Consider the following 21,272-nt stretch of genomic DNA (forward strand, 5'->3'; position numbering starts at 1 on the left):
GGCCAACTTTAGGCTCTCATTTTTTGATTAGCCTTTTACCAATCTAATGATTCTAAGAATTGATAAACATCTTCATGCAGCTGGTCTCTTTCCTTATCTAACGTAATAGCATGACCCGATTCTTCATACCATTTAATATCTTTTACAGGTGACTCAACATTATTGTAGATAATATTTGCACTATCTGTATTAATCATATGATCGTTACGTGCTTGTACAACAAATGTTGGTGCATAAATCATATCAACAGAGTCTCTAACTTCTGAAATTAGTCCTTGTAATGCGTTCAACGTATTCATCGGTGTCTTCTTAAATTCTTCCATCTCTTGCTGGATTTGATCTTCAGATTTTCCTTCACGCTTTTTATATTCGCGAGCGTACTCTAAAACACCTTCATACATCACTTCTTCACTTTTGATATACATAGGTGCGCACATTGGGACAATACCCTTTATAGGTACAGTGTAACCTAATTTAAGCGAAAATACGCCACCAAGTGATAGCCCAACTGCTGCAATGCTTTCATGACCACGATCTTTTAAAAGCTGATAGCCATCCATTACGTCTTTCCACCAATCTTCAGGCCCTGTATGTACTAATTCTTCAGGTGCTACGCCATGTCCTTTATAATGAGGTGCATGACACGTGTACCCTTTCTTTTCTAAGAAGCGTCCGAGCATACGAACATCTGCTGAATTACCTGTGAATCCGTGTAATAACAATACGGCTTTATCTCCACCTTCAAAAGTGAACGGTTTTGGTTGTGCAATTTTCATTTCAATTAACTCCTTTTTTTCTATAATGTCTACAACTATGAAGGAATCAGTCATTTTTTTATGTGATATGTCTCACACAGCATGACCTAATCATTGTGTTTGTTTATGTAATTCCATTTGCCCAAGCAAAATGGAATCTTTTTCATTAAACATTCATTATATCATTACATGAATTTAAAGTTAAAGAATTGAACACTTATGAAAAATACCACCTGATGTATACAACTTGGCACATACCAAATTCGTATACATCAGGTGGTATTTACAAACGAACTTACAGTTGAAAATATGATACCGCAATCGTTAATAAGAAAAACAGCACGGATAATACAACCGTTAAACGGTGCAGTACTAAATCAAGTCCACGCGCTTTTTGCTTACCGAATAATGTTTCAGCACCACCTGAAATTGCTCCAGATAAGCCAGTGGATTTGCTTGTTTGAAGAACAACAACCACGATTAGCGCAATCGAAACAATAACTAGCAGCGTGATTAGAAATGTGTGCATATGCTACCTCCTGTAGATAAGGAAAATAAACTGTTGCTATCTATACAAACTATTTTTATATGCTAAAAATCAGACTACTTTAAAGTAAATTTATCATAAAATGGCTATTGGTACAAGTAAGGACAAAAAAAAAGATGGATGAAAGTTTTCATCCATCTTTTTTATCACTCATATAACTTATTTCTTTAAGTTATAGAAAGATTTAGCGCCATCGTATACAGCTAGAACACCTAGCTCGTCTTCGATGCGTAGTAATTGATTGTATTTCGCAATACGGTCTGTACGAGACATAGAACCAGTTTTGATTTGACCAGCGTTTGTTGCAACAGCGATATCAGCGATTGTTGCATCTTCAGTTTCACCAGAACGGTGAGAAACTACAGCTGTGTAACCAGCACGTTTAGCCATTTCAATTGCTTCAAATGTTTCAGTTAATGTACCGATTTGGTTAACTTTGATAAGGATAGAGTTACCTACGCCTTGTTCGATACCTTGAGCAAGTTTTTTCGTGTTTGTTACGAATAAATCATCACCAACAAGTTGTACTTTACCACCGATACGATCAGTTAAAAGTTTGTGACCATCCCAGTCATTTTCGTCTAAACCGTCTTCGATTGAAACGATTGGGAATTCGTTAACTAGTTCTTCGTAGAAGTCTACCATTTCAGCAGAAGTTAAACCGTTACGGCCTTCTCCAGCTAAATCATATTTACCAGTTTCTTTGTTGAAGAATTCAGAAGAAGCAACGTCCATACCTAATTGGATGTCTTGACCAGCTTTGTAGCCAGCTTTTTCGATTGCTTCAACGATTACTTCTAATGCTTCACGGTTAGAACCAAGGTTTGGAGCAAATCCGCCTTCGTCACCTACAGCTGTGTTTAAGCCTTTTGCAGATAATACAGCTTTTAACGCGTGGAATACTTCAGCACCCATACGGATTGCTTCTTTAAATGTAGGAGCTCCTACAGGTAAGATCATGAATTCTTGGAAGTCAACGTTGTTATCAGCATGAGAACCACCGTTGATGATGTTCATCATTGGAGTTGGTAATTGCTTAGCGTTGAATCCACCAAGGTAACGGTATAATGGAAGACCTACGAAGTCAGCTGCTGCGTGAGCTACTGCCATAGATACACCAAGGATAGCGTTAGCACCTAGTTTACCTTTGTTTTCAGTACCATCTAACTCGATCATAAGGCGGTCGATACCGATTTGATCAGTTGCGTCCATACCTACTAATTCAGGAGCGATGATTTCGTTTACGTTTTCAACTGCTTTTAATACACCTTTACCTAGGTAACGAGATTTGTCACCGTCACGTAGTTCTACTGCTTCGTGTTCACCAGTAGAAGCACCACTTGGTACGATTGCGCGTCCGAAAGCGCCTGACTCAGTGTATACTTCAACTTCAACTGTTGGGTTACCGCGAGAATCTAATACTTCGCGTGCATAAATGTCAAGAATTGTTGGCATTTTAAAACTCTCCTTTAAAAATCAATTATTTAATTAATGTTTTACCTGTCATTTCTTTCGGCTGAGCTACATCTAAAAGGTTAAGCATTGTAGGAGCTAAGTCACCTAGAATACCACCTTCGCGAAGCTCTACGCCTTGCTTTGTTACGATAACTGGAACTGGGTTTGTTGTATGAGCCGTCATTGGGTTACCTTCAAGCGTTATAACTTCATCAGAGTTACCATGGTCTGCTGTGATGATTGCTGTACCGCCTTTAGCTAAAATTGCATCTACAATTTTACCTAGGCACTCATCGACTGTCTCGATTGCTTTAACTGTTGGCTCTAACATACCAGAGTGTCCAACCATATCTGGGTTTGCAAAGTTTAAGATAATAGCATCTTGCTTGTCTCCTTCGATTTCTGCAAGCAACGCGTCCGTCACTTCATAAGCACTCATCTCAGGTTTTAAGTCGTATGTTGCTACTTTTGGTGAATCGATTAAGATTCGCTTTTCACCAGGAAACTCTGCTTCGCGTCCACCGCTCATAAAGAACGTTACGTGTGGGTATTTTTCTGTTTCCGCAATACGAAGCTGCTTCAAGTTGTTTTGAGATAATACTTCACCAAGCGTATTATCCAAGTTAACAGGCTTGAATGCTACATATCCGTCAACTGTTTCACTAAAGTGAGTTAAGCATACAAAATGTAAGTTTTTTGGATGTTTTTCACCGCGATCAAATGAACGGAAGTCTTCGTTTGTAAACGTATTTGAAATTTGAATTGCACGGTCAGGACGGAAGTTATAGAAAATAACTGAATCTTCGTCTTTAATCGTTGCAACTGGCGAACCGTCTTCTTTTGTAATAACAGAAGGTAAAACGAATTCGTCATATACGCCGTTTTCATAAGAGTCTTTTACGCACTCTTGAGGGCTTGTATAAGATGGACCATCACCGTAAACCATTGCGCGATAAGCTTTTTCAACGCGCTCCCAGCGTTTGTCACGGTCCATTGAGTAGTAACGTCCTGAAAGTGTTGCAATTTCACCAACGCCATACTCTTCAATTTTTTCATTTAATTCTTTTAAATACTGCTCGGCAGATTGAGGTGCTACGTCACGACCATCTAAGAAACCGTGAATATACACTTTCTCTAGATCTTCTTTTTTCGCTAAGCGAAGCAGAGCATATAAATGCTCGATGTGACTGTGAACACCACCGTCTGATAAAAGTCCGAAAAGATGAAGGCTTGTACCTTTTTCTTTTGCGTGCTTCACAGCAGCTACAAGCGTTTCGTTTTTCTCAAACTCACCTTCGCGAATTGCTACATTTACGCGTGTTAAGCTTTGATAAACGATACGACCTGCACCGATATTTAAGTGTCCTACTTCAGAGTTACCCATTTGGCCTTCTGGTAGACCTACAGCTTCACCTGATGCTTGAAGTGTCGCATGTGGAAACTCGTTCCAGTAACGATCGAAGTTTGGTTTTTTTGCATGTTTAACTGCATTACCTTTTTCTTCATCACGTAATGCAAAACCATCTAAGATGATTAATGCTGTTGGTTTCTTACTCATTACTTACCAGCCTCCAAAAGCTGTAAGAATGAAGAAGCTTCTAAGCTTGCTCCACCTACTAAAGCACCGTCGATGTCTGATTGAGACATGTATTCTTTGATGTTAGCAGGCTTTACGCTTCCGCCGTATTGAATACGAACTGCATCTGCTACGTCTTGAGAGAATTGCTCTGCTACTACGCTACGGATATAAGCACAAACTTCGTTTGCACCTTCTGCAGTTGAAGATTTACCTGTACCGATTGCCCAGATTGGCTCATAAGCAATAACAACTTGTTTTGCTTGCTCGTCAGTTAAACCTGCTAACGCTTTTTGTACTTGGTTAGCTACAACTGTTTTTGTTTGATCTTGCTCATACTCTTCATTTGTTTCACCGCAACAAACGATGGGTGTTAAACCATGTTTGAATGAAGCGATTGTTTTTTGATTTACTGTTTCGTCAGTTTCAGCGAACATTTCGCGACGCTCAGAGTGCCCTAAGATTACATAGTTCACGCCTAAATCAGCTAGTGCAACTGGGCTTACTTCTCCAGTGAATGCTCCGCTTTCTTCAAAGTGCATGTTTTGTGCACCAACTTTTAAGTCTGTACCTTTAGTTGCTTGCACTAAGCGGTCTAAGAATAATGCTGGAGCACATACTACTGATTCTACGTTCTCAGGAGATGGTACTGCTCCCTTTAATTCTTCTACAAAGCTTGTTGCTTCTGAAAGTACTTTGTTCATTTTCCAGTTTCCTGCAATGATTGGTTTACGCATGTGTAACACCGTCCTTTGTTTATTGTTGGTTTCCCTTCACTCACGTTGGATTAAAAAGAGGGTGCTGTTCAAAAGAGGTCGGTCCACACTCTTTTTATCTCTTTCATGTCCCACTCGTTACTCTCTGTGATGTTCGTTCTTAGCATCAGTTTTCAGGTCGGTCCTCCATCGAACTGTTACGTTCAACTTACTTATCGTTTAGAGCAACTACGCCTGGAAGTTCTTTACCTTCCATAAACTCTAGTGACGCACCGCCACCTGTAGAAATATGGCTCATTTTATCAGCTAAACCGAATTTCTCAACAGCTGCAGCAGAGTCTCCTCCACCGATTACTGAGTATGTGTCAGTTGCTTCAGCTAAAGCTTCCGCTACTGCTTTTGTACCGTTAGCGAATGTATCTAATTCAAATACACCCATTGGTCCATTCCAGATCACTAGCTTAGAGTTTTTAATTACGTCAGCATAGATTTCACGCGTTTTTGGGCCCGCATCTAAGCCTTCCCAATCGCTTGGAATGTTCTCAATTGATACAGTCTGAGTGTTTGCATCATTTGAGAAGTCATCTGCTACTACCACGTCTACTGGCATGTAGAAGTTAACACCGTTTTTCTTCGCTTTTTCCATGAATGATTTTGCAAGATCAATCTTATCTTCTTCAAGAAGAGATTTACCTACTTCATGGCCTAGTGCCTTAATAAATGTGTAAGAAAGTCCTCCACCGATGATTAAGTTATCTACTTTATCAAGCAGATTATCAATTACATCGATTTTGTCTTTAACTTTTGCTCCACCAACAATTGCAGTGAATGGACGGTCTGGGTTTGATAATGCTTTAGAAAGCACATCAAGTTCTTTTTCCATTAAGAAACCTGCTACTGCTGGAATATGGTGAGCAATTCCTTCAGTTGAAGCATGTGCACGGTGAGCTGCACCAAATGCATCATTTACGTAAACGTCTGCTAACTCAGCAAATGCTTTTGCTAATTCAGCATCATTTTTCTCTTCACCTGGGTAGAAACGTACGTTTTCAAGTACTAAAACATCGCCTTCGTTCATGCTGTCGATTGTTTTTTGCACGTTTTCACCAAAAGCTTCGTCAGCTTTTGCTACGTCTTTACCTAAAAGAGCTTGTAAACGCTCTGCAACAGCAGTTAAACGTAATTCTTCAACTACTTCGCCTTTTGGACGTCCAAGGTGGCTAGCTAAAATTACTTTTGCACCTTGTTCTACTAGGTGTTGAATAGTAGGAAGAGCTGCACGAATACGAGTTTCATCTGTTACTTTTCCGTCTTTCATTGGTACGTTAAAGTCTACGCGACAAAATACTCGCTTTCCTTTTACATCGATGTCTCTCAACGTTTTTTTATTCATCGTCAAAAGGCCTCCTTAAGTATTATGGGGTACTAAGCAATTAGGCTTCTATGTAAATCACAATATAGCTAGCTGTAGTAACCTTTCATATATTGGCGCCTTACAATATGAAAAATGCCACGACTAGCAACAAGATGACGTTTATGCTGTAGAAGCCGATACATAAATCAAGGAAGAGGGGGGGGGCCCCTCTCTTCCTTAGCAAGTCTTATTATAGTATTTCTCATTTGAGATATCCAATAAAAACAAAGCAGTGTCCTATGGGATATCTATCTAGCTATGACTAAAGAGTCGATTTCGCTGTTCTTATAGTCCTTTAGCAGCGATGTATTGAGCTAAGTCTACTACACGGTTAGAGTATCCGCTCTCGTTATCGTACCAAGAGATAACTTTTACCATGTTACCTTCCATTACCATTGTAGATAATGCGTCGATTGTAGAAGAGTTGATGTTACCGTTGTAGTCACCAGATACTAATGGCTCTTCGCTATAGCCAAGGATCCCTTTAAGATCGCCTTCAGCAGCTTCTTTAAGAGCGTTGTTTACATCTTCAACAGTTACTTCTTTATCAAGCTCAGCAACTAAGTCTACTAGAGAAACGTTTGGAGTTGGAACACGCATAGCTCCACCGTTTAATTTACCTTTTAATTCAGGTAATACTAGAGATACAGCTTTAGCAGCACCAGTTGAAGTTGGGATGATGTTCTCAGCAGCTGCACGAGCACGACGGTAATCTTTATGTGGTAAGTCTAAGATTTGTTGGTCATTTGTGTAAGAGTGAACCGTTGTCATCATTCCACGTTTAAGGCCGAACTTGTCGTTTAACACTTTAGCGAATGGCGCTAAGCAGTTAGTTGTACAAGAAGCATTTGAAATTACGTTGTGGTTAGCTGCATCGTATTTGTCTTCGTTAACACCCATTACGATTGTGATGTCTTCATCGCTTGCTGGAGCAGAGATGATTACTTTTTTAGCTCCTGCTTCTAAGTGTTTTGCAGCGTCAGCGCGTTTTGTGAAGAATCCAGTAGATTCAACAACGATATCTACGCCTTGTTTGCCCCAAGATAATTGAGCTGGGTCACGCTCAGCAGAGATTTCGATTGTTTTACCGTTTACTACTAAGTTGTTGCCATCTACTACTACTTCTGCATCTAATTTACCGTGTACAGAATCATATTTTAAAAGATGAGCAAGCATGTTAGCGTCAGTTAAGTCGTTAATTGCTACTACCTCAACGTTATCGTTTTTTAAAGCTGCGCGGAATACGTTACGGCCGATACGACCAAATCCGTTAATACCAATTTTTACTACCATGGGTATTTCCTCCTTGAATGTAAAAAGTATTTTTTATAATCAGGGATTAATTAAAATCCCTTACTAACTCTTTTGCAGCACCTTCATCTGTAATCAGAATCGAATGATGTGCTTGTTGCATAAATGCTCGAATTGCCTTTGCCTTCGAAGAACCACCTGCTACCGCGATGACACATTTATTGTTCTTTAAATCATCGAGTTGTATGCCAACTGTTTTCACTTTATGAACAACTTCTCCCTTTTGATTGAAGTAATATCCAAAAGCTTCACCAACAGCATGTCCTTTTTTGACTTTTTCTAAGTCTTCAGAAGATGTCCTTCGACGCTCCGCCATTGTCATAGCGTCTCCTATTCCATGAACAACCATACTTGCTGACTTAATTAATTGAATCATCTCCCGAATGGAAGGTTCCCCTACAATTGACTTATAGGCTTCGTCACTTAGCTGGTCTGGGACATGAAGAAGACGATACTGACCCATCGACTTTTCAGCCATTTTTGCGCAAATAGTGTTCGCTTGGTTTTGAACATTTTCACCAAGTCCACCACGAGCTGGCACAAATAGAACATCAGGGTGCTTAATATCGGGTGTCATCATATTGGCAACAGCGGCAAGCGTTGTACCACCTGTAACAGCAACAATCTTTTTGGGATCAACAAGGCGCTCTTTGATGCACGACACAGCAGCTCTACCCATTTCGTTTTTAACAAAAAGTGAAGAATCGCTATCTCCAGAAACAACAACGACTTCTGCTAAAGAAAAGGCCTCTTTTAATGTTGTTTCCAATAATCGAAGTCCGGAAACTTCTTTCATTACGACTTCTAAATCGTGTAGCAGTAGCTCACCTTCTGTCGTAAGTGTCATTCCAGTTGTCTGCACATCAATTAAATCTTGCTCTTTCAGAAATGTAACCTCACTGCGTAACACACGCTCTGTTAACCCTAAGCTAACAGCTAAGTTGCGTCTACCGATCGGTTGCATTAAGCGTATGTACTGCAAGATTTGATATCGCTTTTGCATAACAGATAGAAGTTCAGGCAATAATTTTCGTTGTACTTCTATTAATGAACGCATGTTTAAATCTCCTTAAGGTGCAAGCTCATTGGACAACATAAGTCCCGTATAGACATATTTTGTCCCACCCACGCAAAAAAATTCACCCTGTTACATGTTTCATTCTAACAGGAGTGAATCCTTTATTCAACTCATCTGATGGCGTTTTTATAAAGTAAACGCTTTCTTATATTTTCTCTTTGAATTTTCCCATACATAACAACCTCACCATCGATTTCTATAACCGGAATCATAAGATGAAATTGTTCTAATAAACGTTCATCTGAGTAAATATCCTTTTCAATCACACTAAAGTTAAGGTCATGCTGTAAGGCAGTTAACATTTCTTTAACCTCTTCACATAAAGGGCATGTTTTTCTTGTATACAAAACAACCTGCATCGACATCACCTTCTTTTTAATAGAGTTATACGTAAACTTTTCTTTGGTTAGATGAAGCAATGTTTAGCTGTTCCCGGTATTTAGCTACCGTTCTTCTTGATATTTTCACATCATGCTCTGTTAATAACTGGTTGGTGAGCTGCTGATCAGATAACGGCTTCTTTTTATCTTCTTTTTCCACTAACTGTTTAATAAGCTCTTTTACCGTCATAACGGACGTTTCTTCAGTGGTACCCAGCTTTAAACTTGCTGTAAAAAACGACTTCATAGAAAATGTTCCAAAAGGTGTTTGAATATACTTATGAGTTGTCGCTCGGCTCACTGTTGACTCGTGGACGTTAATATAGTCTGCTAGTTCTTTCATCGTTAACGGCTGTAAAAAAGATGGCCCATGTTGAAAGAATCTTTGCTGTTTTTCTAGTAGTCCATGAACAATTGCGTTTAGCGTCTGCTTTCGAGTCTGAAGCCCTTTTAAAATCCATTGAAACTCTCGGTACTTTTCCTGCAAATACGGCTTAACCGCGTGGTTATCTTGGAGCATTAAGCTTTGTCTATATGCATCGTTAACTGATAACCGAAAATCTAACTCTTCATTGGCGTAAGCTACTAGCTCATTGCCCTCTTTCTTTATAATATAGTCCGGAATAATAAAGCGCTCTGCTTGAGTGGCATATAGTAATCCTGGCCGAGGGTTCAAACGCTTAATTTGATCATGGTATTTTTGAACTTGCTCCAGTGATATACCGCACTCTTTTGAAATTTTACTCCACTTTTTATACGCAAACTCTTGAAAATATTCTGTCAAAATTATTTCTAACTCATCAGAAAGCTGCCCGCTTTGCTCTAGCTGGATCAGTAAACATTCCTGAAGATTTCTTGCTCCTACCCCTATAGGATCTAACTGTTGAAGAGAATTTAACACCATTTCCACTTCTTCTAAATTACAACTGCATGCTTGTGCTACAAGCATTAAGTCCTCCTTCAGATATCCATGCTCATCCAAGTTCTCAATCATATAGCAAATGATGTCGTATTCCTTAGTGGTTAATTCCAAAAACACAATTTGACCTAGCAAGTGCTCTGTCAATGTTTCTTGCTTAGAAGCAATTGAGTTTAGTAAGTCTTTATCATCATTAGCGTTCTGCTTATAAACTGAAGGCCTACTTGTAACTAACGGGGCATCACCAAAATCGATAAGCGGATTTTGCATCGCTTGCTCTTGTATAAATGATGCAATATCCAACGATGAATATTGTAAAAGAGAAATTGCCTGCGATAACTCTTTCGACATGGAAAGCTTTAAAGACTGCTGTTGAAATAAACCTACCTCCATTGTTTCTCCCTCCCACTGTTTATTCTACTTTGAACCTTATTACTTAGCAACGAACTAGAAGGAGAAATATATTGAAATAGAAAAGGCTACGAATGTTTCGTAGCCCTTTCCAACGGTTTATTGAATCGTGTTCGCCATTTCAATAAATTTATCTGTTTGTTCAGCTGATTTAGCAAAAATCGTAATCTTAACAGGTTTTGTTCCTTTCGTTACAATAACTTGTACACTCATATCATTAGACTCTGCTTCATACCACTCTGCATTGGCAATCTTTCCTTCTGCAGGAACGCTTGCTTTTTGTACAGCGTTCGGGTCCACTGCCATTGCTGTTTGCTTTACTACTTCTACTGCTTGTTTTTCCGAAACATCTGATAGAAGCTCAATACGCATAAATTGAGAGCCATCCTCTTTATACATTACCGTATCACGACCAGGCTCTTCCCCAGCTAGTTCGTAGCCTTCAAGTACTTTAATTGCATACTCTTGATTATCGCTTTGGACTAATTCTTTGTCCTGAACTTCAGAATTTTCTTCTGGCTGCTCTTCAGCTGACTTTTCGTTTGATGCAGCATCATTTTGTTCTTCTGTTGGCTTCGTTACTTCTGCTTGTTCTCTATCTTCAGGTGACTCGGTTAAAGGCCTTTCCGTTGCCTCTTTACTTGTCTTTTCTTCGACTGCCGGCTCTTCTTTATCTGGTGTTGCTTCGCCTTTTGACTCTACGTCATTGCTTTCAGTCTCCTCTGACTCTTTGTTCGTCTGAGACTCTTTACTGTCAGACTGCTCCTCTGAAACTGTTTTTTCATTTTCTTGTTGCACTTGCTGAGACTTTTCTTGTGTTGCTGCTTCTTCATTCGATCCACATGCGGAAAGCAATAACGCAAGAGATGCACTTACAATAAAAAACTTATTAAGGGATTTCACAATTTTTCCTCCTTAGTTTTACTTTTCCTTATATACTTGTTTTATAGCATTCTGCCAAAATTGGCAACCATGACAAACGAATTAACTTACGAATTATTAGGCCTATCCACACATAAAATATACAGTTTTTACAGAACAAATAAAAAAGCGCTGCAAGTTTGCAACGCTTTTAGACGCCCTCGACAGGATTCGAACCCACCCTAAGAGAACCGGAATCTCTTGTGCTATCCACTACACTACGAGGGCATAAAATAAATCATTATTCCTATGATTACTGCTTTCATTATAGGAAAGAAAACCAATCTTTTCAAGTATACAACGTTTATTTTTCGGGCAATCGGGAAAAATTTATAAAGTACAGAAAAGGAATACATACCAGAAAAAGCGAATATGTGTAAAGAGCAGTTCTTTTGTTTGACCTTTATTGACCTTACATGTATTATAAGGTACATAACAAATTATTCTTGTTAAGGAGGAATTTTATATGAATCTAATTCCTACAGTTATTGAACAAACAAACCGCGGTGAGCGTGCATACGACATTTATTCACGGCTGTTAAAAGACCGTATCATTATGCTTGGAAGTGCAATTGATGATAACGTTGCAAACTCAATTGTATCACAACTTCTATTTTTAGCAGCAGAAGACCCAGAAAAAGATATTTCACTTTATATTAACAGTCCTGGTGGATCAATTACAGCAGGTATGGCGATTTACGATACAATGCAGTTTATCAAGCCAAAAGTATCAACAATTTGTATCGGAATGGCTGCTTCAATGGGTGCTTTCTTACTTGCTGCAGGTGAAAAAGGCAAACGTTTTGCGTTACCAAATAGTGAAGTAATGATTCACCAACCTTTAGGTGGAGCGCAAGGTCAAGCAACAGAGATTGAGATTGCTGCTAAACGCATTCTTTTCTTACGTGAGAAATTAAATCACATTTTAGCTGAGCGCACTGGTCAACCACTAGAAGTTCTTCAACGCGATACAGATCGTGATAACTTCATGACTGCTGAGCGTGCTCTTGAATACGGATTAATTGATAAAATTTTAACAAACGATCCGAAGTAATAAGAAGCCGTTCCCAATTGGGAACGGTTTTTTTATGCATCATTTTCTACATAAGAAGAAAGCGCTTGGATAGCTTCTTCTTCGTCACTACCTTCAGCAATCAGCGTGATAACGGTACCACGATTTAACGCTAAGCTCATTAACCCCATAATGCTCTTAGCGTTTACTACTTTTTCATCTTTCTTTAAAAACACATCCGATGTAAAACGGTTAGCTTCTTGAACAAACATGGCTGCTACTCGTGCTTGAAGGCCTGTTCTCAATTTAATTTCTACTTGTTTTTCCATTATGTTCTCCTCCCATGTCCCTTGCTTTACGTAACTGGTTGTCCAGCACGCAATTTATCGGCAATTTCATCTATCTTGCGTAGACGATGATTAATTCCAGACTTGCTAATTTGTCCGCCGGATACCATTTCCCCTAGTTCTTTTAGCGTTACGTCTTGGTATTCTACTCGTAAACGAGCAATTTCACGAAGCTTCTCAGGCAATACTTCGAGCCCAACTGTCTCTTGAATATAACGAATATTTTCCACCTGCCGAATCGCTGCACCGATGGTCTTGTTTAAGTTCGCTGTTTCACAATTGACGAGTCGATTAACAGAGTTTCGCATATCTCGTACAATACGAACGTCTTCAAAACGTAATAAAGCGCTATGTGCTCCAACAATACTTAAGAATTCCGTGATTTTCTCTGCTTCTTTTAAGTAATTGATATACCCTTTTTTACGCTCAAGCGTTTTACTGTTTAAGCCAAATGTATTCATTAACTCACAAAGGGCATCATTGTGCTCTCTATAGAGAGAAAAAATCTCTAGATGATAAGAGGATGTTTCTGGATTATTAATTGATCCTCCAGCTAAGAAAGCTCCCCTCAAATATGAACGCTTACAACACTTCTTTTTGACAAGCTCTTCTGAAATGTTATGAGTAAATGTGAAGCCTTCATTTAAAATTTTTAAATCCTCCAGTAAAAAACGAGCTTTTTCCACCAGACGAACAATGTAAACATTGTTCTTTTTCAACCTCATTTTTTTACGCACCAACAGCTCCACCGTTACGTTATACGATTTCTTTAGAAGTACATAAATTCTTCTGGCGATGGCTGCATTTTCTGTTTGTACGTCCACTGTTAAGTTACGATTAGAAAATGCCAACGACCCGTTCATTCGAATTAAAGCTGAAAGTTCTGCTTTTGCGCAGCAATCTTTCACTTCTAAATTAGTAAGTTCTTTTTTTGTTTCTGAAGCAAACGACACCTTTCCCACCTCCATTCTGTTGTCGTAGTAAGTTGCGGAAATTGACGTTTACGCCAACATATTAAAGATAAGGCGTGCCACTTTTTTCGTATCGTGACGAATAACACTACCGTCATATTGAATAATCTGTTCTTCCAACACTTCTAGTCCTAATTCAGTCAGCACTTCTCGGTCGTATTCCACAGGCTGTGCTTGTTCAACCTCATAGCGCTTCTTTAACGGTGCAGGAATTGGCGCATTATTTACAATAATTGCGTCTAAAAACGCACAAGGCATATGATCATACAGAGCCTTTACGTGATCACTTGCTTTAAAACCTAATGTTTCCCCTTGCTGGGTCATCACATTACATACATATACTTTTCTCGCTTTTGTCGTACATAGCTCATCTCGAATATCCGGAACAAGTAAATTAGGCAGGATGCTTGTATATAAGCTACCTGGACCTAATATAATTAAGTCAGCTTTGCGAATTGCTTTTAACGCTTCAGCAGAAGGCTTAATATCTTCTGGAGATAAAAATACGCGCTTAATTCTTTTTCCATACTCTGGAATCTTAGACTCTCCTGTGACAATTACTCCGTCTTCCATTTCTGCATGTAGCACTACGCTACGATTAGCAGAAGGTAATACTTTACCACGAACATTTAACACTTTGCTCATCTCACGAATCGCATGCACAAAATCACCTGTAATAGATGTCATTGCGGCTAAAAGCAAATTCCCCAGTGAGTGACCAATCAATTCATTTCCAGTTTCAAAGCGATGTTGAAACAGCTCTTCTACCAACGGTTCAACATCAGATAATGCGGCTAACACATTTCGAATATCACCAGGAGCCGGAATCTCTAGCTCATCTCGAAGCCTCCCAGAACTTCCGCCGTCGTCAGCAACCGTTACAATTGCTGTAATATCAAGAGGATATTCTTTCAACCCTCTTAATAATACAGGTAATCCTGTTCCTCCTCCAATGACAACGACTTTTGCAAGCTGTTCACTATTCATCTATATTTTTCCTTCCTCTTCTCGATGTCTCGATGAGAAATATGTGTTTTATAGTCTTTTTCAAAATGATGGCCGATATGTTCAGCCAAAGTGACTGAGCGATGTTGACCACCCGTACAACCAATCGCAATGACAAGCTGACTTTTCCCTTCACGCTTATACTGCGGCAGCATAAATGTTAAAAGATCAAGCACCTTTTCAACAAACTTCTGCGTTTCGGTCCATTTCAACACGTAGGAAGAAACTTCTTCTTCAAGACCTGTTTTCGGCCTCATATGATCAATGTAGTGCGGGTTTGGCAAGAAGCGAACATCAAAAACAAGATCAGCATCGATTGGCACCCCATACTTAAACCCAAATGACATAACGTTCACTGTAAAAACAGGTGAAGCATGTGAAGCAAACTGCGTAAGAATTTTCTCACGTAGCTCTCTTGGTTTTAAGTCAGATGTTTCATAAATTAACTGGGCACGTCCTTTTAATTCCTCTAATAGCTCACGTTCCATACTAATACCTTCTAAAGGTAATCCAGAAGGAGCAAGAGGATGTGAACGCCTTGTTTCTTTATATCTTGTTACGAGCACAGAGTCTTTTGCATCCAAAAAGAGAATTTGAGGCATAACCCATGTCGTTTCACTCATATTATCTAAGGCTTCAAATAAGCTATCAAAGAATTCTCGCCCTCGCAAATCCATAACAAGCGCTACTTTGTTCATTTTATTTCCAGATTCTTTCATAAGTTCAAGGAACTTAGGCAATAGCGTTGGGGGAAGATTGTCCACACAAAAAAAACCTAAATCTTCAAAACTTTGAATTGCCACCGTTTTTCCTGCACCTGACATTCCAGTAATAATAACCAATTGAATATCGCTTACAGATCCAGTACTCATTTGTTTACCCCCTATTAAAACCGAATTTTTTCATTGTTTATCTAACCAAATAGTTAGCAAGGATCGATTCGATAAGACAATAACTCAAAGTCAGTCGTGTATGTAAAATTACCGTAGATTACACCAGAACCTTTTGCCACATAATCAATAATATGATGGTCTCCTGGTGCCATTGGTAATTCACTAACATCATTTAAGTTATGCCAACCAAGCTTTCCTTCTTCTGATTCTAGCACATTTGTTCCATCAAAGTCGGTAGCAAAAAAAGTAAACATCATCCACTCTGACGCAATTTTATCATTTTCTTTCATTGTAAACGTAAAAATACCTTTTACCGTTGGATTCTTCAGGTAGATGCCTGTTTCTTCACGAAATTCTCGAACAACGGAATCCTTTACCGATTCTCCTTGTTCCATTTTCCCACCGGGAGCTACCCACCAATTTCGCCTTGGCTTTTGAAGTAATAGTACTTTTCCGTCTTTCACTAATACACAATTCGTAACTCGTTGCATCTTTCCACCTCTTCTTCTCTTCACTTTTCTGTCTATCATTATACTACGAAACAAACAGCCCTCACAACGAAGATACTTACTTAATACTAAATTTTCTGAAAATATATGTCGATGGTACAAAAAATAGTCCAAAAAAAAAGGCCTAGGAACAAGTCCTACGCCCGTCAAAGTTACTATTTTATAAAAGGGGGTCAATTACTACTTATATAGTACCCCATAAACATTGCACGTACGTTACAAAAACTTTAAAACAGAATAACTTTTTGTAAAGATATACGTAACAAATTAGTTAACGGCTTTTAACTTTTCTTTCAGTTCTTCAATATAGTGTTGAGCTGCTTGAGCAGCAATACTTCCATCTCCCGTTGCTGTAACGATTTGACGAAGTGCTTTTTCACGAACGTCACCAGCAGCAAAGATTCCTGGGACACGTGTTTCCATTTGTTCATTCGTTTCAATATAGCCTTCTGCATTGGTGATGTTTAAGCCTTCAAACGGCTTTGTTAAAGGAACCATACCAATATAAATGAACACGCCATCTGCTCCGAATTCCTGTTCTTCACCAGTTTGTGTATTAACAAGCGTTACGCTACCTACTTTACCGTCTTTTTCATTCACTTCTTTTACAGTGTGATTCCAGATAAAGTCTACTTTCTCATTATCAAATGCACGCTGTTGTAAGATTTTTTGAGCACGAAGTTCCTCACGACGGTGAACAATCGTTACTTTTGTTGCAAAGCGCGTTAAGTACACACCCTCTTCAACAGCAGAGTCCCCTCCACCAACAACAACAAGCTCTTTTCCTTTAAAGAAAGCTCCGTCACATACTGCACAGTAAGAAACGCCGCGTCCTCCTAATTCTTTTTCACCAGGAGCACCTAGTTTTTTATACTCTGCACCTGTTGCAATAATAATAGCACGCGCTTTATATTCTTTTTTACCAGCTACAACAGTCTTATACTCTTCGCCTTCAATAATTTCTTTAATGTCCCCATATGCATACTCAGCACCGAATTTCTTCGCATGTTCAAACATTTTATTTGAAAGATCTGGACCTAGAATATGGTCATAGCCAGGGTAATTTTCTACGTCTTCCGTATTTGCCATTTGGCCACCAGGGATTCCGCGCTCAATCATTAATGTTGATAAATCCGCACGAGACGTATATACAGCAGCAGTCATTCCTGCTGGGCCGGCTCCGATAATAATGACATCATAAATTTTTTCTTCTGTCATTGAGTAACACTCCTTTTAGGAATCTATTCATATATTTTTAATTAATTTTATCCTAATACGCTAACGACACTATCGTCTATTTTTTTGCTCACTTCAGCAGGTTATTTACAATTTTGACGTATTTGCGTACCGTTGATAAAGAAATACTATACAGTTGAGCTACCTTTTCCTGAGAAACAGCTTGTTGCTTTTGCTTCTGGTAGCAGTAAGTCGCTGCAGATGCCCATCCATTTACGTTGACATGGTGCCATTCGGCAGCCTGTATGTTATTCAACTCTACATATATGTTAAACCAAAACTGAATGATACCGGCTGCCTCTACTTCAGCTTCAATTTCAGCTTGGATTAAATCTGCAATTTCAAACATGATGTGCTGCTTATTCTGCCATACATACGTATATACTTCATCAAGTAATGAACTTGTATGTATGGATGGCTTAATTTTTTCTAATAGAAGCAACCGTTCTTTATCAGGAAGCTTCTTAGCCATATACAGGCTATACAGCTGATCATGAATATGTGTGCTTTCACATTTTTCTTGAGCGACAACATCGATTTCAGAATAGAAACGACGATTGTTCTTCTCATTAAATTGCCAAGGAGCTTCTAACTTCACCATCGAACCCGAATCACCAACGTTTTTCCATATATCTTTAGCAAACTGCTCAAACCCCACATGATAAGCAGCATAAGAAAGCCAATAATGAAAAGACGAGTCTGCTTGAAATCCTTTTTTATATAAACTCTTTAACCACCCATATGCTAACTTGTATTCCCCGACAAGAGCAAACGTTGATCCTAATTTATATTGATGCTCCAGAGATAAAGGATATACGCAGCTTAGCTGTTGAATCAAATAATTCACGACGTTCTGGTTATGCCCGTAATAGTGAAACACTAATTGATTACACAAAGCATGTAAGTTCCCAGGATTTTTTTCTAACACTTCATCTAATAAACCAATTGCTTTATGTGTTTCATTAAGATAAAAATGAGCTAACGCTAAATTATTGTACGCTGACCAAAATTCAGGATAGTCTCGAATGATTTCTTCTAATAGCTGAATCGCTTTTTCAAACTGTGCATCTTGCAGCAACTGTTTTGCCTGTTCTTGCTTTAAAATCAGCGCATCTTCCTCATATTCTTCGTCTGATTCTAAATCAATGGAAAGCAGGTCTTCCAGCTCTTCCGCTTCCTCTAACAACTCGCCAGTTTCATCTTCTTCCAAATAACATTGAACGTATTTATACGCTTCTTGAAATAATCCAAGATGCGCAAAATTATTAGCAATCACATAATAACAATTGACCATTGTAGAATCTAAATCGTTGATAATATGAAGCAACAGCTCGTTTGATTCTTTATATTCACCTAAATCATTTAAAATAGTCGCTAACTGATATAAAATTAACGGCTCATCCCGGTCTAACTCTGACGCTCTCTGAAGATATCGTTTTGCTTTATATAAATCTTTATATTGATAGGCTTTAAGTGCTTTTTCAAAATATTCTTCTCCCGTTTTAAAAAACGGAATTACCTTTGCTTTCTTCTCGTGCACTTTTGAGTTTTTTCTCATTAAGTCCTCCGATAAGTCCATGATTTCAACGTTGGTAGTATATCATAGTTTAAAGCTTACGGTAACACCTGTATTTTACTGAACCCAAAGAAATATTGGTCAATAAAAAAACTGACCGCAAAGGCCAGCTTTTGTTTATTACTTCGAATGTCTTTCTTTTAATACCGCTAAGACATCGTCAAGCGGAAGCTTTTGCTCACGAAGAAGTACCAATACGTGATAGAACAAATCCGCTACTTCCCATTTTAATTCTTCATGATCACGGTTTTTGGCAGCAATAATAACTTCGCCTGCTTCCTCACCGACTTTTTTTAGGATTTTATCGACACCTTTGTCAAATAAGTAGGTTGTGTACGCTCCTTCTGGCATTTCTGCTTCGCGCTTAGCAATTACTGATTCCAATTCATTAATAATATCAAAACGCCCTGATTGAGGAGATGCACTTTCATCCTCTAGCAAGTTTTCATTAAAGCAGCTGTATGCACCTGTATGACAAGCAGGTCCGTTTGGATTTACTTTTACAACAATAGAATCCGCATCGCAATCATACGTCATTGCGACAATTCGCTGTGTATTTCCAGATGTAGCTCCCTTGTGCCAAAGCTCTTGGCGAGAGCGGCTAAAAAACCACGTTTCTTTTGTTTCAACTGACTTTTTTAACGATTCTTCATTCATATAGGCTAGAGTCAGCACTTCTTTACTAACCGCGTCCTGCACAATTGCTGGAACTAATCCGTCTTCATTGAATTTAACGTTTTCGATCTTCATCGAATGCTCACTCCTCGTTGTTTTGCATAGGTTTTAATTTCTTTAACAGACGTTTCTTTATAGTGAAAAATAGATGCCGCTAAGCCTGCGTCTGCTTTTCCTTCCGTAAATACATCCACAAAGTCTTGACCATTTCCTGCGCCTCCTGAAGCAATAACAGGGATACTTACCGCTTCACTTACGGCTTTTGTTAATGCTAGGTTAAAGCCGGACTTGGCACCGTCTTGATCCATACTTGTTAACAAGATCTCACCGGCACCGCGTTTGACAACTTCTTGCGCCCAAGCAACAACTTCCCATCCTGTTGCGTTGCGTCCACCGTGCGTGTATACGCGCCAAGAGCCTAATTCTTCATCATATTTTGCATCAATAGCTACCACAATGCACTGTGCTCCAAAGAAGTTTGACCCTTCCGTAATAAGATCTGGATTTAAGACAGCAGCTGTGTTTAACGACACTTTATCTGCACCTGCTCGCAGCATTCGTTTCATATCCTCAACCGCATTGATTCCTCCACCTACTGTAAACGGAATAGCCAGCTGTGCTGCCACTTCTTCTACTACGTGAACCATGGTTTTACGACCTTCATGAGATGCTGAAATATCTAAGAAAACAAGCTCATCTGCGCCTTCTTCATCATAAAATTTCGCTAATTCTACAGGATCACCAGCGTCTTTTAGCTCCACAAACTGAACACCTTTTACAACGCGCCCTTCCTTTACGTCTAAGCAAGGAATAATACGCTTCGTAATCATGATGTCACCTCTTCAAGCGCCTGGCTTACCGTAAATTGATTTGTGTAGAGTGCTTTTCCAACAATCGCACCAATCACGCCGTCTTTTTCATACGCCTGTAGTGCTTTTAAATCAGCTAATTTACTTACGCCGCCCGATGCGATGACGCTTTTACCTGTTGCTTTTGCCATGCTGACAATACCTTCAACATTTGGTCCTGAAAGCATACCATCCGTTGAAATGTCCGTGAAGATAAACGTTTCAGCACCTGCTTCGGCAAGCTCTTTTCCAAGCTCCGTTGCTTTTACTGTTGACGTTTCAAGCCAGCCTTCCGTTGCTACGTAGCCATCGCGCGCGTCAATACCAATCGCAATTTTTTCACCGTATTGACGAAGCATCTTTTTGACAAATTCAGGATTAGAAATCGCTGCGCTTCCTAAGATCACTCGGTCAATTCCGTTTTCTAAGTAATACGCTACGTCTTCTTCTGAACGAATTCCGCCACCAATTTGTACATTGACCCCAAGCTTTTTCTTAACTTCAAGAACAAACTCATTATTTACTCGCTTTGCTGCTTTGGCACCGTCTAAGTCCACCATGTGAATCCACTTCGCACCTTCACCAGCAAATTGTGCTGCCATATCGACTGGTGAATCTCCGTATACCGTTTCTTTATCATAGTCTCCTTGCAAAAGGCGAACGCATTTTCCGCCGCGCATATCGATTGCTGGATAAATTGAAAAATTACTCATGAGT

General features: G+C 39.2%; 22 protein-coding genes and 1 tRNA gene. 1 reads left to right on the plus strand and 22 read right to left on the minus strand.

The genetic code is table 11. The features are described 5' to 3' along the window. Positions 1–35 precede the first annotated feature (35 nt). The 12 genes from LZP85_RS17905 to LZP85_RS17960 all read right to left on the minus strand — a co-directional run bounded on the left by LZP85_RS17905 (position 36) and on the right by LZP85_RS17960 (position 11,711). Positions 36–776, minus strand: a complete 741-nt coding sequence (locus LZP85_RS17905; RefSeq protein ID WP_025907469.1) for an alpha/beta hydrolase — start codon at positions 774–776, stop codon at positions 36–38. 274 nt (positions 777–1,050) lie between these two features. After that, positions 1,051–1,284 carry a preprotein translocase subunit SecG gene (secG, locus tag LZP85_RS17910; RefSeq protein WP_025907467.1) on the minus strand — a complete coding sequence of 78 codons (234 nt, stop codon included), beginning with the start codon at positions 1,282–1,284 and terminating at the stop codon, positions 1,051–1,053. 177 nt (positions 1,285–1,461) lie between these two features. Then, the gene (gene eno, locus LZP85_RS17915; protein WP_025907465.1) at positions 1,462–2,757 is read right to left on the minus strand and encodes a phosphopyruvate hydratase; all 1,296 of its coding nucleotides are present in this window, start codon (positions 2,755–2,757) and stop codon (positions 1,462–1,464) included. A 25-nt stretch (positions 2,758–2,782) separates the two neighbouring features. Continuing rightward, entirely contained in the window at positions 2,783–4,315 is a 1,533-nt protein-coding gene (gene gpmI / locus LZP85_RS17920) for a 2,3-bisphosphoglycerate-independent phosphoglycerate mutase (protein WP_119542615.1), read from the minus strand. Beyond that, positions 4,315–5,070, minus strand: coding sequence for a triose-phosphate isomerase (gene tpiA, locus LZP85_RS17925; RefSeq protein WP_234561835.1), 756 nt, complete (start codon positions 5,068–5,070; stop codon positions 4,315–4,317). The genes gpmI and tpiA overlap by 1 nt, the downstream gene beginning before the upstream one ends. A 187-nt stretch (positions 5,071–5,257) precedes the next feature. Next, positions 5,258–6,442 carry a phosphoglycerate kinase gene (locus LZP85_RS17930; protein ID WP_025907460.1) on the minus strand — a complete coding sequence of 395 codons (1,185 nt, stop codon included), beginning with the start codon at positions 6,440–6,442 and terminating at the stop codon, positions 5,258–5,260. A gap of 306 nt (positions 6,443–6,748) precedes the next feature. After that, positions 6,749–7,756, minus strand: coding sequence for a type I glyceraldehyde-3-phosphate dehydrogenase (gene gap / locus LZP85_RS17935; protein ID WP_025907458.1), 1,008 nt, complete (start codon positions 7,754–7,756; stop codon positions 6,749–6,751). 46 nt (positions 7,757–7,802) lie between these two features. Further along, positions 7,803–8,831, minus strand: coding sequence for a sugar-binding transcriptional regulator (locus tag LZP85_RS17940; protein WP_119542616.1), 1,029 nt, complete (start codon positions 8,829–8,831; stop codon positions 7,803–7,805). Between the two features lie 131 nt (positions 8,832–8,962). Further along, on the minus strand, positions 8,963–9,211 hold the full coding sequence (locus LZP85_RS17945; protein WP_119542617.1) for a glutaredoxin family protein: 249 nt from the start codon (positions 9,209–9,211) through the stop codon (positions 8,963–8,965). A 25-nt stretch (positions 9,212–9,236) separates the two neighbouring features. After that, entirely contained in the window at positions 9,237–10,544 is a 1,308-nt protein-coding gene (gene rpoN / locus LZP85_RS17950; protein WP_119542618.1) for an RNA polymerase factor sigma-54, read from the minus strand. Between the two features lie 117 nt (positions 10,545–10,661). Beyond that, a complete protein-coding gene (locus LZP85_RS17955; protein WP_119542619.1) occupies positions 10,662–11,465 on the minus strand; it encodes a hypothetical protein in 804 nt (267 codons plus the stop codon). A 174-nt stretch (positions 11,466–11,639) separates the two neighbouring features. Beyond that, a tRNA-Arg gene (locus LZP85_RS17960) sits at positions 11,640–11,711 on the minus strand. Between the two features lie 238 nt (positions 11,712–11,949). On the opposite strand from LZP85_RS17960, the gene clpP reads away from it, so the two are divergent. After that, on the plus strand, positions 11,950–12,537 hold the full coding sequence (clpP, locus tag LZP85_RS17965) for an ATP-dependent Clp endopeptidase proteolytic subunit ClpP (RefSeq protein WP_025907449.1): 588 nt from the start codon (positions 11,950–11,952) through the stop codon (positions 12,535–12,537). A gap of 32 nt (positions 12,538–12,569) precedes the next feature. Here clpP and LZP85_RS17970 read toward each other — a convergent pair whose 3' ends face one another. The 10 genes from LZP85_RS17970 to hisA all read right to left on the minus strand — a co-directional run bounded on the left by LZP85_RS17970 (position 12,570) and on the right by hisA (position 21,268). Further along, on the minus strand, positions 12,570–12,827 hold the full coding sequence (locus LZP85_RS17970) for an HPr family phosphocarrier protein (RefSeq protein ID WP_025907448.1): 258 nt from the start codon (positions 12,825–12,827) through the stop codon (positions 12,570–12,572). A 23-nt stretch (positions 12,828–12,850) separates the two neighbouring features. Next, positions 12,851–13,795, minus strand: a complete 945-nt coding sequence (whiA, locus tag LZP85_RS17975; protein ID WP_025907447.1) for a DNA-binding protein WhiA — start codon at positions 13,793–13,795, stop codon at positions 12,851–12,853. Between the two features lie 48 nt (positions 13,796–13,843). Continuing rightward, positions 13,844–14,800 (minus strand): gluconeogenesis factor YvcK family protein, encoded by a 957-nt coding sequence (locus LZP85_RS17980; protein ID WP_119542620.1) that lies wholly within the window; start codon positions 14,798–14,800, stop codon positions 13,844–13,846. Further along, positions 14,797–15,690: an RNase adapter RapZ gene (gene rapZ, locus LZP85_RS17985; RefSeq protein ID WP_025907443.1), complete on the minus strand. Its 894-nt coding sequence runs from the start codon at positions 15,688–15,690 to the stop codon at positions 14,797–14,799. The genes LZP85_RS17980 and rapZ overlap by 4 nt, the downstream gene beginning before the upstream one ends. 53 nt (positions 15,691–15,743) lie before the next feature. Next, positions 15,744–16,202 (minus strand): 8-oxo-dGTP diphosphatase, encoded by a 459-nt coding sequence (locus tag LZP85_RS17990; protein ID WP_025907442.1) that lies wholly within the window; start codon positions 16,200–16,202, stop codon positions 15,744–15,746. 285 nt (positions 16,203–16,487) lie between these two features. After that, entirely contained in the window at positions 16,488–17,438 is a 951-nt protein-coding gene (gene trxB, locus LZP85_RS17995) for a thioredoxin-disulfide reductase (RefSeq protein ID WP_119542621.1), read from the minus strand. A gap of 88 nt (positions 17,439–17,526) precedes the next feature. Beyond that, positions 17,527–19,014, minus strand: a complete 1,488-nt coding sequence (locus LZP85_RS18000) for a tetratricopeptide repeat protein (RefSeq protein WP_206782923.1) — start codon at positions 19,012–19,014, stop codon at positions 17,527–17,529. A 138-nt stretch (positions 19,015–19,152) separates the two neighbouring features. Beyond that, positions 19,153–19,782 (minus strand): bifunctional phosphoribosyl-AMP cyclohydrolase/phosphoribosyl-ATP diphosphatase HisIE, encoded by a 630-nt coding sequence (hisIE, locus tag LZP85_RS18005; protein ID WP_025907439.1) that lies wholly within the window; start codon positions 19,780–19,782, stop codon positions 19,153–19,155. Then, positions 19,779–20,537, minus strand: a complete 759-nt coding sequence (hisF, locus tag LZP85_RS18010) for an imidazole glycerol phosphate synthase subunit HisF (protein ID WP_025907436.1) — start codon at positions 20,535–20,537, stop codon at positions 19,779–19,781. The genes hisIE and hisF overlap by 4 nt, the downstream gene beginning before the upstream one ends. Then, positions 20,534–21,268, minus strand: a complete 735-nt coding sequence (hisA, locus tag LZP85_RS18015; RefSeq protein ID WP_025907434.1) for a 1-(5-phosphoribosyl)-5-[(5-phosphoribosylamino)methylideneamino]imidazole-4-carboxamide isomerase — start codon at positions 21,266–21,268, stop codon at positions 20,534–20,536. The genes hisF and hisA overlap by 4 nt, the downstream gene beginning before the upstream one ends. Positions 21,269–21,272 lie beyond the last annotated feature (4 nt).

This window comes from Priestia flexa, from assembly GCF_021441905.1.
Classification (GTDB): Bacteria; Bacillota; Bacilli; order Bacillales; family Bacillaceae_H; genus Priestia; species Priestia flexa.

Excerpts from the sequence above, each read along its gene's own strand:
- LZP85_RS17905 (WP_025907469.1), bottom strand. The coding sequence starts at position 776 with ATGAAAATTGCACAACCAAAACCGTTCACTTTTGAAGGTGGAGATAAA.
- secG (WP_025907467.1), bottom strand. The coding sequence starts at position 1,284 with ATGCACACATTTCTAATCACGCTGCTAGTTATTGTTTCGATTGCGCTA.
- eno (WP_025907465.1), bottom strand. The coding sequence starts at position 2,757 with ATGCCAACAATTCTTGACATTTATGCACGCGAAGTATTAGATTCTCGC.
- gpmI (WP_119542615.1), bottom strand. The coding sequence starts at position 4,315 with ATGAGTAAGAAACCAACAGCATTAATCATCTTAGATGGTTTTGCATTA.
- tpiA (WP_234561835.1), bottom strand. The coding sequence starts at position 5,070 with ATGCGTAAACCAATCATTGCAGGAAACTGGAAAATGAACAAAGTACTT.
- LZP85_RS17930 (WP_025907460.1), bottom strand. The coding sequence starts at position 6,442 with ATGAATAAAAAAACGTTGAGAGACATCGATGTAAAAGGAAAGCGAGTA.
- gap (WP_025907458.1), bottom strand. The coding sequence starts at position 7,756 with ATGGTAGTAAAAATTGGTATTAACGGATTTGGTCGTATCGGCCGTAAC.
- LZP85_RS17940 (WP_119542616.1), bottom strand. The coding sequence starts at position 8,831 with ATGCGTTCATTAATAGAAGTACAACGAAAATTATTGCCTGAACTTCTA.
- LZP85_RS17945 (WP_119542617.1), bottom strand. The coding sequence starts at position 9,211 with ATGCAGGTTGTTTTGTATACAAGAAAAACATGCCCTTTATGTGAAGAG.
- rpoN (WP_119542618.1), bottom strand. The coding sequence starts at position 10,544 with ATGGAGGTAGGTTTATTTCAACAGCAGTCTTTAAAGCTTTCCATGTCG.
- clpP (WP_025907449.1), top strand. The coding sequence starts at position 11,950 with ATGAATCTAATTCCTACAGTTATTGAACAAACAAACCGCGGTGAGCGT.
- LZP85_RS17980 (WP_119542620.1), bottom strand. The coding sequence starts at position 14,800 with ATGAATAGTGAACAGCTTGCAAAAGTCGTTGTCATTGGAGGAGGAACA.
- rapZ (WP_025907443.1), bottom strand. The coding sequence starts at position 15,690 with ATGAGTACTGGATCTGTAAGCGATATTCAATTGGTTATTATTACTGGA.
- LZP85_RS17990 (WP_025907442.1), bottom strand. The coding sequence starts at position 16,202 with ATGCAACGAGTTACGAATTGTGTATTAGTGAAAGACGGAAAAGTACTA.
- trxB (WP_119542621.1), bottom strand. The coding sequence starts at position 17,438 with ATGACAGAAGAAAAAATTTATGATGTCATTATTATCGGAGCCGGCCCA.
- LZP85_RS18000 (WP_206782923.1), bottom strand. The coding sequence starts at position 19,014 with ATGAGAAAAAACTCAAAAGTGCACGAGAAGAAAGCAAAGGTAATTCCG.
- hisIE (WP_025907439.1), bottom strand. The coding sequence starts at position 19,782 with ATGAAGATCGAAAACGTTAAATTCAATGAAGACGGATTAGTTCCAGCA.
- hisF (WP_025907436.1), bottom strand. The coding sequence starts at position 20,537 with ATGATTACGAAGCGTATTATTCCTTGCTTAGACGTAAAGGAAGGGCGC.
- hisA (WP_025907434.1), bottom strand. The coding sequence starts at position 21,268 with ATGAGTAATTTTTCAATTTATCCAGCAATCGATATGCGCGGCGGAAAA.